Consider the following 11,689-nt stretch of genomic DNA (forward strand, 5'->3'; position numbering starts at 1 on the left):
TCGCAATGCCAAGCAATGGTTGTCATAAAGTACATAACATAGAATACTACTTTTCATTTGAAAAAGCAAGTATATTCTTTTCGCTCATAAAATATTCTTGTGCTGTTTTCTTATCTTTTGCGATTTGTTCAACTAACTCATCAATACCGTTGAATTTCTTTTCTGCTCTTATACGCATATGCCACTCTACTGTAACATTTTGATCGTATATATCTTTGTTAAATTCAAATAAGTGCACTTCAATTGATAATTGACGCTCATCTTCTTTAAAAGTCGGTTTATATCCAATATTACATACACCATCGTACCATTCATCGTGAACTTTTAATCTCACTGCATAAACACCTACAGGTGGCAATAAATACTCATCACTTAAACCTACATTAGCTGTTGGAAAACCAATTTGACGCCCACGTTTGTCGCCGTGTATAACTGTTCCCGCTACAGTATAGGCTCTACCTAAAATAGATGGAATTTGCTCCATTTCGCCATTTCGAATTAGCTTTCGTAATGCTGTAGAACTTACTTTCTCTTCTTGAAATTCAACTTTTTCAATCACAGTCTGTGTAAACTCCCCTCTTGCATGAAATGGTAAAGTCTCCATCTTTCCTTTTCCTAAACGTCCATATGAATAATCAAACCCTGCTACTACATGCTTTACATTTAAACCAATAATATAATCATCTACAAATTGTTGCGGTAATAACCCTGCAAATGATTCATCAAATTTAATCACATATAATATATCGATTCCTAAGCTTTCGACTATTTTTTCTTTATCGCGCATTGGTGTAATATACTCCACATGCGCATCCTTTTTCCCTAAAACAACAGATGGATGAGGATGAAATGTCATAACTGCACTTTTATATCCTCGTTCGTCCGCTATTTTTTTCGCAGTTCGAATTACACATTGATGTCCTAAATGAATGCCATCAAAAAATCCTAATGCCATTACAGTAGGTGGTAATTCTAATTTATTTTGTTCATGTGGATGAGTTAAATGAATAAGTTTCACGCTTGAATTCACCTTTTTCTGTAATAATCCTTCCAATAATTCATTATAGCTTTAGTTCTTGATTATTCACAAGTACTTTCATCGGCTTTAACATGCCAGGATGTTTCGGATGATGTTCATAAATTGCTAAGCAACGATCATTTTTATCAAACACTGTAATAAATGGTGCTGTTATTTCTAATTCATTCTTTAAGAACATACCATTCTTTATTTTCTCTGCTTGCTTTTCATCTACAACCATTTTTGGAAACTTACTTAATGCTTCATCAATTGAAATGAAGATAGACTCTACTGTTCCATTTTGCACGTTTTCTTCAATTTCTTCAAATGATATGCAATCTTCTAATAAAAATTCACCAGATGCCGTTCTTACAAGGTGAGACATATGTGATGGGAAACCAAGTTTCTCCCCGATCATTACAGCTAATGTTCTTACATATGTTCCTTTACTACACGTTACACGGAAACGGAATGAAATATTTTCACCTTCAAAAACTTCACGATCATCAAGTAATACGAATTCATGAATTGTAATTGTACGAACTGGACGTTCCACCTCTTGTCCTGCTCTTGCATATTCATATAATTTTTTCCCGTTTACTTTTACAGCCGAGAACATTGGTGGCATTTGTTCAATCGTGCCTGTTAATTCCGCAAGGGCTTTCTCTACTTCCATACGAGTAATAGTACGATCTACATTTTTCGTTTCAACAACCTCACCAGAAGCGTCTTCAGTTGTCGTCGAAAACCCTAATGTTACTTCACCTTCATATGTTTTCGTTTCACTTGTTAAAAATTGTGCAATTTTCGTTGCTCGTCCCACACAAATAGGTAATACTCCTGTTACATCTGGATCTAATGTTCCCGTATGACCAATTCTCTTTTCTCGCAATATCTTTCTTAATTTAAATACACAATCATGTGATGTCATGCCTTTTGGCTTATGTAATAATACTACACCTTCCATATATGTTCACCTCATCATAATTCTTTCGTATTAAATATCCAAAACTTATTTTGCATTGAAAAAATGGATAGACAAATGTCTATCCATTATTCTTCACGTTTACCGTCTTTATTAATTTCATGTAAAAGTGTATCAATTCGATGACCATATCCGATAGACTCATCAAACTCAAAGGTAATTTCCGGTGTTTTACGAAGACGAATACGTTGGCCAATTTCTGAACGAATAAAGCCTTTTGCCTTCGCTAAACCTTTTAAAGTATTTTCTTTCTGTTCTTCGTCACCTAAAACAGAAATATATACTTTAGCAATTTGTAAATCACCACTCACTTGTACATCTGTTACTGTAACAAATCCAATACGTGGGTCTTTAATTTTACGACTGATAATATCGCCTAATTCTTTTTTCATTTGCTCGCCCACACGGTTCGCACGTAATTTCATAACTCTTCACCTCATTCAATACCATTCCAAATGTGTTATTGTACGTTCAATTTCAGGAAATGAATCGATGTACTCAAGTACACGATTCATTTCTTTTTCACAGATAACACGATTTGAGGATACGGAAACAATTGCAATTTCTGTACGTTGCCATACATCTTGATGCCCAACTTCAGAAACAGCTACATTATAGCGCTGTTTCACACGAGTTAACACACGTTGTAAAATTGCACGTTTCTCTTTTAAAGAATGCACATCGTAAATCATACACTCGAATGAGAGTGAAGCGATAATCATCGCTTCACTTCTTCCATAATGTACGCTTCAATGATGTCCCCTTCTTTAAGATCATTATATCTCTCAATTGTAATACCACACTCATAGTTTTGTGCAACTTCTTTTACGTCGTCTTTGAAACGTTTTAACGTATCAAGTTGTCCTTCGAAAATTACTACGCCGTCACGGATAATACGTACGCCACTATCACGCGTAATTTTACCGTCTGTTACGTAACAACCTGCGATTGTTCCAACTTTTGTTACTTTAAACGTTTGACGAACTTCTGCTTGACCGATTACTTTTTCTTCGAATTCTGGATCAAGCATACCTTGCATCGCTGCTTCAATCTCTTCGATTACTTTATAAATAATACGGTGTAAACGAATATCAACGTTCTCTAATTCAGCTGTACGCTTCGCGTTCACATCTGGACGTACGTTAAATCCAATTACAATTGCATTAGATGCAGAAGCTAAAATGATATCAGATTCTGTAATCGCACCTACACCAGTGTGAATGATTTTAACTTTTACACCTTCAACATCAATTTTACGAAGTGATGCTGCCATCGCTTCAACAGAACCTTGTACGTCTGCTTTTACGATTAAGTTAATTTCTTTTACATCGCCCTCTTGGATTTGTTGGAATAAATCTTCAAGGCTTAATTTAGATTTCTCACCACGTTGTGCAACTAAAGCTTCTTGTGCACGTGATTCACCAATTTGACGAGCTTTCTTCTCATCAGCGAATGCCATGAAACGATCTCCAGCCTGTGGTACTTCGTTTAAACCAGTAATTTCAACAGGAGTTGATGGACCAGCAACTTTTACACGACGACCAATATCACTTACCATTGCACGAACACGTCCGAATGAAGTTCCAACAACGATTGGATCTCCAACTCGAAGCGTACCGTTTTGAACAAGTAATGTCGCGATAGTTCCTTTACCTTTATCAAGCTGTGCTTCGATTACTGTACCAGTTGCATAGCGGTTTGGATTTGCTTTATATTCTTCTACTTCACTTACAAGAAGGATCATTTCTAGTAAGTTGTCAATGCCTTCGCCTTGAATTGCAGAAATTGGTACGAAAATAGTATCTCCGCCCCAAGCTTCTGGAACTAATTCATATTCTGTTAGTTCTTGCATTACGCGATCCGGGTTTGCAGCTGGTTTATCCATTTTATTCACAGCAACAATAATTGGTACTCCTGCTGCCTTCGCATGGTTAATTGCTTCAACCGTTTGTGGCATAACACCGTCATCCGCTGCAACAACAAGGATTGTAATATCCGTTACTTGTGCACCACGAGCACGCATCGTTGTAAATGCTGCGTGACCAGGTGTATCTAAGAATGTAATCTTCTTATCGTTTACTTCAACTTGATATGCACCGATATGCTGAGTAATTCCACCCGCTTCGCCTGCAGTTACTTTTGAGTTACGAATAGAATCCAGTAATGTTGTTTTACCGTGGTCAACGTGTCCCATGATTGTAACTACAGCTGGACGTTCTTTTAAGTTCTCTTCATCATCTTGCTCATCAATGAATGTTTCAAACTCAGTCTCGCTCACAATTACTTCTTCTTCTACTTCAATACCGTAGTCGTTAGCAATTAACTCAATTGTATCTTTATCCAAGTCTTGGTTAATTGTTGCCATAATTCCAAGCATGAAGAGCTTCTTAATAATTTCAGATGGCTCTTTGCTTAATTTTTTAGCAAGATCTCCTACTGTAAGGCTTCCAGAGAAAGTAATTTTATCTGGTGTTTCTACAATTTGAGTTTGTTGTCTACCAGCAAAGTTCTCTTGACGTTTGTCTTCGTTCCCTTTGCCTTTTTTCTTTTTCTTATTGCTGTTCTTTTTACTGCGAACAACTTTTTCTTCTACTTCAAACTCATCTGCAACAGAAGGTTTTTCAGTTTGATATTCATTATCTAATTTATTTACTACTTCATCGTCTAACATTGTCATATGATTCGAAACCTCGATATTCATTTCTTTTAGTTTTGTCATAAGATCTTTACTTGAGATATTATGTTTTTTTGCATATTCATGCACTCGAATTTTACTCATACCTTCACCCCCGGTAATTTGTATCGAGCATGCTACGCAGCTTTTTCGCAAAGCCTTCATCTAACACAGCTACAACGACTCGCTCATCTCTCCCAATCGCATGCCCTAATTGTTGTCGATTTTCGACCTTTCTCATTGGTACGTTGTAGTACGTAGTTTTATCTGTGATGCGTTTTGTAGTATTTACTGACGCATCTTCAGATAGCAATACAAGTTTTGCTTTGCCACTTCGTACTTCTTTTAAAACGAGTTCTTCACCCGAAATAATTTTCCGAGCCCGGTTTGCTAGTCCTAAAAACGATTTCCAATCGGACACTTATTTCGACTCCTTCTCAACAAGCTCAAGAAGCTCTTCATATAAAGAACCGTCGATTTTCGCTTTTAGATGATGTTCCAAAACATTTTTCTTTTGAGCTTGAAGAATGCTCTCCTTGTCCTTCGACAAGTAAGCACCTCGTCCTGATTTTTTCCCAGTTAAATCAATGGACACTTCTCCCTCTTTGGAACGAACAATGCGAACGAGCTCTCGTTTTGATTTCATTTCTTGCGTTGCAACACATTTTCGTAACGGAACTTTTCGATTGCTCATACTCATCACCTCTATTCGATTTCGTCTTCCACTGAATCGAATCCAAATGCGATTACGCTATCTTCTTCTGTTACAATACCAAGTTGTTTCGCATCAGACTCACTCTTAATGTCAATTTTCCAGCCTGTTAATTTAGCTGCAAGACGTGCATTTTGTCCACGCTTACCGATAGCTAATGATAGCTGGTGGTCTGGAACAACTACTGTTGTCGCTTTTTCTTCTTCATCTACAAGTACTTTAACAACTTGTGATGGGCTTAATGCATTTGCAACATATTCAACTGGATCATTTGACCAGCGAACGATGTCAATTTTTTCACCTTTTAATTCGTCTACAATGCGTTGTACACGTTGCCCTTTTGGTCCTACACAAGAACCAACTGGATCAACATCAGTGTTCTCTGCATATACAGAGATCTTAGAGCGATCGCCAGCTTCACGTGCTACAGAACGAATTTCTACAGTTCCATCATAGATTTCAGGAACTTCCATTTCGAATAAACGTTTTAAAAGACCAGGATGTGTACGTGATACGTAAATTTGTGGTCCTTTTGTCGTTTTTTCTACTTTCGTAATGAATACGCGAATACGATCATGTGGTTTGTATTGCTCATTAGGCATTTGCTCACTTACAGGTAATAAAGCTTCTACTTTTCCTAAGCTTACATAGATGAAACGAGCATCTTGACGTTGTACAATACCTACCATAATATCTTCTTCACGGTCACTAAACTCAGAGTAAATAACACCGCGCTCTGCTTCACGCACTCGTTGTGTTACAACTTGTTTTGCAGTTTGTGCTGCAATACGACCAAAGTCTTTTGGTGTTACTTCAATTTCTAGTACGTCACCATCTTGATAGTTTGGATTAATTTGTCTTGCTTCCTCTACAGAAATTTCAAGACGTGGATCAAACACATTGTCTACTACGTCTTTACGTGCTAAAACTTGAATTGTTCCCACTTCTGGGTTAAAGCTCACACGAACGTTTTGTGCTTGATTAAAATTGCGCTTATAAGCAGAGATTAAAGCTGCTTCAATCGCATCAATAATAATGTCTTTGCTAATGCCTTTTTCAGATTCTAATACGAGCAAAGCATCTAATAACTCAGTGCTCATGAAGATCCCCCTTCTAACTAAAACGTAACAGCAAGTCGCGCATTTGCGACTTTATCCATCGAAATTTGGATTTCTTTTTTACGTGTTTTAATTGTTAATAATAATGTTATTGTTGTACCATCGTAAGAAAGCAGCTTTCCTTCAAACATCTTTTCACCATCAATCGGCTCATATGTTTTAATTGCCACTTGTTTTCCTACCGCTTGCTGGAAGTCTTTTTCTTTCTTTAATGGGCGTTCCGCTCCAGGAGATGATACATCCAAAAAGTAAAGATGAGGAATTGGGTCCTCTTTATCTAAAGCTTCGCTTAAACGTTCACTTACCGCACCGCATTCTTCAATGTCGACTCCCTTTTCAGAATCGATGAATACGCGTAAGAACCAGTCTTGTCCTTCTTTCACATACTCTACATCTACAAGTTCAAGATTTAACTCTTCAACGATCGGCTGCGCAAATGCTTCTACAACTTCTGTGACTTTCTTATCCATAAACAGCCTCCTTCCTGCCGTCATGTACCATTTAAAAGAAGAAGACCCCGCCAATTTAAAAACGGTCTATCTTATTCTTTCTCGTTAGCTAACAAAAGCCCCTGCTGTTCAGCAGGGATTATCTGTCTTAGTATTACCAAATTTAAGAAGTAAAACTTGTAACAAAATATGTATATACGACAGAAATCTTTTACCTATCTACGTAGATAAAACATAGATAGTAACACGAAAGAGTGGGTTTCCCCACTCTTTTCTTTACACAATATACATGACATGGTTATCTCGGTTAATAGTATATCATAGGAAATGTTGATTTGCAAAGACTTTTCCTACCTACTAGAACAGTGATAACTGGTTTTGATCCGGTAAGTCTCCTAAACAACCTTGGCTATCTAAATACTCAATAATTGTTTTCGAAACCTTACTTCGCTGTTGCAAGTCTTCTTTTGATAAGAAGTCTCCATTTTTACGTGCTTCTACAATACTTAAAGCTGCGTTTGTGCCAAGACCAGGTACTGCATTAAATGGAGGGATTAATGTATCTCCATCAATAATAAATTCTGTTGCATGTGAGCGGTATAAATCCACCTTTTGGAATGAGTATCCACGCTCACACATTTCAAGTGTCATTTCTAGTACCGTTAATAAACTCTTCTCTTTCGGCGCAGCATCGAGTCCCTTTTGAGCAATTTCATCAATTCTTGCACGTATAGATGCTGAACCTTTCGCCATTGCCTCTACATCAAAATCATCTGCACGAACTGTAAAATATGCGGCATAGAATAACAGTGCAAAATGTACTTTAAAGTATGCGATACGTACAGCCATAAGTACGTAAGCAGCCGCATGGGCTTTAGGGAACATGTATTTAATCTTCTTACATGAATCAATATACCAACCTGGTACATTATTATTTTTCATGTCTTCTTCCCATTCTTCCGGTACACCTTTACCTTTACGAACCGACTCCATGATTTTGAAGGCTAATGATGGATCTAGACCTTGATAGATTAAATATACCATGATGTCATCACGACAACCGATAACTTCGCTCAGCGTACATGTACCGTTATAAATTAACTCGTTTGCATTACCAAGCCATACGTCAGTACCATGTGATAGTCCAGAAATTTGGACTAACTCTGAGAATGTCGTCGGTTTTGTCTCTTCTAACATCTGTCTTACGAATTTTGTACCAAACTCTGGTATACCAAGTGTACCTGTTTTACAGTTAATTTGTTCTTCCGTTACCCCTAACGATTCTGGACCAGAGAAAATTTTCATTACTTCTGGATCATCCGTTGGGATTGTTTTCGGATCAATACCACTTAAATCTTGTAACATACGAATAACGGTCGGATCATCGTGTCCTAGTATATCAAGTTTCAATAAATTATCATGAATCGAGTGGAAATCAAAATGCGTTGTTCTCCATTCAGCACCAATTGAATCAGCTGGATACTGTATTGGTGAGAAATCAAAGATATCCATGTAATCTGGCACAACGATAATACCGCCTGGATGCTGTCCTGTTGTACGTTTTACACCGGTACACCCTGCTACTAAGCGATCAATCTCTGCATTTCGAATCGTTAAGTTATGATCATTTGCATAACCTTTTACATATCCGTAAGCAGTTTTTTCCGCAACTGTACCAATCGTTCCTGCACGATATACATAGTCTTCACCGAACAGTACTTTCGTATAGTTATGGGCACGTGGTTGGTATTCCCCGGAGAAGTTCAAATCGATATCGGGTACCTTATCTCCTTTAAATCCAAGGAACGTTTCGAACGGAATGTCATGTCCATCTTTTACATATGGAATATTACAAGCAGGGCATTCTTTATCTGGTAAGTCAAAACCAGAACCTACAGAACCATCATTAAAGAATTCTGATTGCTTACACTTCGGACATACATAGTGTGGTGGTAATGGGTTTACTTCTGTAATTTCCATCATCGTTGCAACAAATGATGACCCTACCGATCCACGCGAACCTACTAGATATCCGTCTACTAACGATTTTTTCACAAGCTTATGTGAAATTAAATAAATTACGGCGAATCCATGCCCAATAATACTTTTTAATTCTTTTTCTAAACGTGCTTCTACAATTTCCGGTAGCTCTTCACCATAAATGCTACGCGCCATTTTATAACTCATATCACGCGTTTCATCATCAGCACCTTCAATTTTCGGTGTGTATAGATCGTCTTTTACTGGATGCACATCACCAATTAATGACGCAATCTTTTGTGTATTTGTTACAACAACTTCTTTCGCTTTGTCTTCACCTAAGAATGAAAAACATTCTAACATTTCATCAGTTGTACGGAAATGTACTGGCGGTAATGAATGTCGATTTAACGGATTGGCTCCGCCCTGCGAACTGACTAAAATTTTACGATACATTGCATCCTCAGGGTCTAAATAATGCACGTTTCCTGTAGCAACAACTGGTTTATCTAACGTCTCACCTAGTTTTACTAAGTTAGAAATAATTGTTTTTAATTGACCTTCGTCTCGAACAAGTTCACGTTCTACTAAATGACGCAACACCTCTGGAGGCATTACTTCAATGTAATCATAGAACTGGGCAATTTCTTCTACCTCTTCAGGTGCCTTTTGCATCATTGCCTCGAACACTTCACCTTTATCACAAGCCGTTCCTACTAAAATTCCTTCACGGTATTTTTTTAATAGTGACCTCGGCACACGTGGTACACGGTAAAAGTAATTAAGGTGAGAATATGAAACAAGTTTATATAAATTTTTCAATCCAACATCTGATGTGGCAAGTAACGTCATATGACTTGGACGGCCACGCTTATACGCATCCCCTTGTCCCATGCTATCATTTAATTGATCGTGATATTCAAATCCCTTTTCAATTACGTCTTTCAACATTTTCACAAGTAAATATCCCGTCGCTTCTGTATCATAAATCGCACGGTGATGTTGTGTTAATTCAATATCAAGTTTTTTACACATCGTATTTAATCGATGATTTTTCATTTCTGGGAATAAGAATCGTGCAAGTTCTAACGTATCAATAACGGGGTTATTCGTTTTTTCTAGTCCAGCCTTTTTAAAACCTACGTTAATAAAGCCCATATCAAAGCTCGCGTTATGAGCAACAAGTGTATGGTCGCCCATCCATTCCTCAAACTTTTTAAACACTTCGTCCACTTCAGGTGCATCAGTTAACATATCATCTGTAATACCTGTCAATTCAATAATCGTCGCTGATAATGGTTGATGTGGATTTGCGAAAGATTCAAAGCGATCAATAATTTCGCCACCCTTTACTTTTACGGCAGCCAACTCAATGACTGTATCGTATACAGCTGATAAACCTGTCGTCTCAACGTCGAAAACAACATACGTTTCCTCTGCAAGTAAACGATGCGCTTCGTTATACGCTATCGGTACACCATCATTAACTAGATTTGCTTCTACACCATATATAACTTTAACTCCAGCCTTCTTCCCCGCAGAATACGCCTCTGGGAAGGACTGAGCCACGGCATGGTCTGTAACCGCAATAGCCTCATGTCCCCATTTACCAGCTTGAGCAACAAGCTTAGAAACTGGAGTGACAGCGTCCATTTGACTCATCGGAGTATGGAGATGCAGCTCTACTCGTTTTTCGCCTTCTGGTGCTTTATCTTTACGAGACGGTCCTGTTATTTCATTAATATCATTTGCAATCATTACTAAATCTCGAACGAATGTATCGTTTTGAACAGAACCACGCGCTTTCACCCACATTCCTTTTTTCAAGGATTGCAGCATTGGAATATCTTCTTTGTCACGCGAGAACATTTTGATCATAATAGAATCCGTATAATCCGTTATTTTTAAAGTTAATAACGTACGTCCACTACGAAGCTCTTTTGTTTCTACATGGAAGACATATCCTTGAACCGTTTTTCTTCTTTCTTCATCTTGAATTTCTCGCATCGGTGTAATCTCTTCATCTGGCTTAATAAGATACCCGAGTGTAATCGGTCCTTCATACACAACGCTGCTTTCTTCAGCTTGCTTCTTCGCCATTTCTTCCATAGCTTGTATAACACGCTCGCGGTCTTCTTGCTGCGTTTGTTCACGAAACTTTTGCATTTCTTCTGTATTTTGCTGTATATGTGTGTCTAACTGAAAACGCGGGAATCCAAAAACTTCGTATTGATCCCCTACTGGTTTCGCAACGTTTTTCTTTAAAGCAGTAGACTCCAGCTCGTTATTCACATTTATTAGCAACTTCACTCCATTCACCTGCGGAAGCTGCTTCTTTAAGTATGCGAACATAGGTGAAAATGTAATTCGTTCCGTACAAAGCGGCCAATACGCCCTCACTTCTTCTTCTGTAAATTGTTTATTCTCTGTTTCTAATGCAAATGTTGTTCTTGCAATATGAGAAAATGATTGCTTAAGCTTTGTTTCTAGCAATTCATATAATTCTGTAGGCAAAATACGTGGCACCTGTAAATCAAAATGCCAACTTTTATTCGCTTTATCAATAACGAGCCTTTCAATACCACCGCCTTGTAAATATTGATTTATAAGGTCGTCTGGTATTTGCAACTGCTGGAGCAAAATTTGAAATCGCTCTTGTTGTTCATTTGTTAAAGACATAAGCACTCTCCTTCCATTTGCTATTATAAATTGAAACGTACCACAAAGAAAGATTTCTCACCTCTTCTTTTACA

The 11,689-nt window shown here is 37.7% G+C and carries 10 protein-coding genes; all 10 read right to left on the reverse strand.

Annotation, left to right across the window (positions count from 1 at the left end):
• Nucleotides 1-46 precede the first annotated feature (46 nt).
• Nucleotides 47-1,018, reverse strand: coding sequence for a bifunctional riboflavin kinase/FAD synthetase (ribF, locus tag V6946_RS20075; RefSeq protein ID WP_000766706.1), 972 nt, complete (start codon nt 1,016-1,018; stop codon nt 47-49).
• Nucleotides 1,019-1,061: 43 nt separating this feature from the next.
• Nucleotides 1,062-1,985: a tRNA pseudouridine(55) synthase TruB gene (gene truB, locus V6946_RS20080; protein WP_000399350.1), complete on the reverse strand. Its 924-nt coding sequence runs from the start codon at nt 1,983-1,985 to the stop codon at nt 1,062-1,064.
• A gap of 86 nt (nt 1,986-2,071) precedes the next feature.
• Entirely contained in the window at nt 2,072-2,428 is a 357-nt protein-coding gene (gene rbfA / locus V6946_RS20085; protein WP_000776437.1) for a 30S ribosome-binding factor RbfA, read from the reverse strand.
• A 15-nt stretch (nt 2,429-2,443) separates the two neighbouring features.
• Complete coding sequence (locus tag V6946_RS20090; protein ID WP_000582363.1) at nt 2,444-2,725, reverse strand: DUF503 domain-containing protein; 282 nt, start codon at nt 2,723-2,725, stop codon at nt 2,444-2,446.
• A complete protein-coding gene (gene infB / locus V6946_RS20095) occupies nt 2,722-4,782 on the reverse strand; it encodes a translation initiation factor IF-2 (protein ID WP_000036343.1) in 2,061 nt (686 codons plus the stop codon). The genes V6946_RS20090 and infB overlap by 4 nt, the downstream gene beginning before the upstream one ends.
• Nucleotides 4,783-4,786: 4 nt before the next feature.
• Nucleotides 4,787-5,098, reverse strand: coding sequence for a YlxQ family RNA-binding protein (locus tag V6946_RS20100; protein ID WP_001286523.1), 312 nt, complete (start codon nt 5,096-5,098; stop codon nt 4,787-4,789).
• Nucleotides 5,099-5,371, reverse strand: a complete 273-nt coding sequence (gene rnpM, locus V6946_RS20105) for an RNase P modulator RnpM (protein WP_000071127.1) — start codon at nt 5,369-5,371, stop codon at nt 5,099-5,101.
• A gap of 11 nt (nt 5,372-5,382) precedes the next feature.
• Nucleotides 5,383-6,489, reverse strand: coding sequence for a transcription termination factor NusA (gene nusA / locus V6946_RS20110; protein ID WP_000102604.1), 1,107 nt, complete (start codon nt 6,487-6,489; stop codon nt 5,383-5,385).
• Nucleotides 6,490-6,506: 17 nt separating this feature from the next.
• On the reverse strand, nt 6,507-6,977 hold the full coding sequence (gene rimP / locus V6946_RS20115; protein WP_000359096.1) for a ribosome maturation factor RimP: 471 nt from the start codon (nt 6,975-6,977) through the stop codon (nt 6,507-6,509).
• A gap of 336 nt (nt 6,978-7,313) precedes the next feature.
• Entirely contained in the window at nt 7,314-11,615 is a 4,302-nt protein-coding gene (locus V6946_RS20120; protein ID WP_000060005.1) for a PolC-type DNA polymerase III, read from the reverse strand.
• Nucleotides 11,616-11,689 lie beyond the last annotated feature (74 nt).

Origin of the sequence: Bacillus sp. PPSBB_2 (assembly GCF_045291115.1) — a bacterium.
GTDB classification, from domain to species: domain Bacteria; phylum Bacillota; class Bacilli; order Bacillales; family Bacillaceae_G; genus Bacillus_A; species Bacillus_A cereus.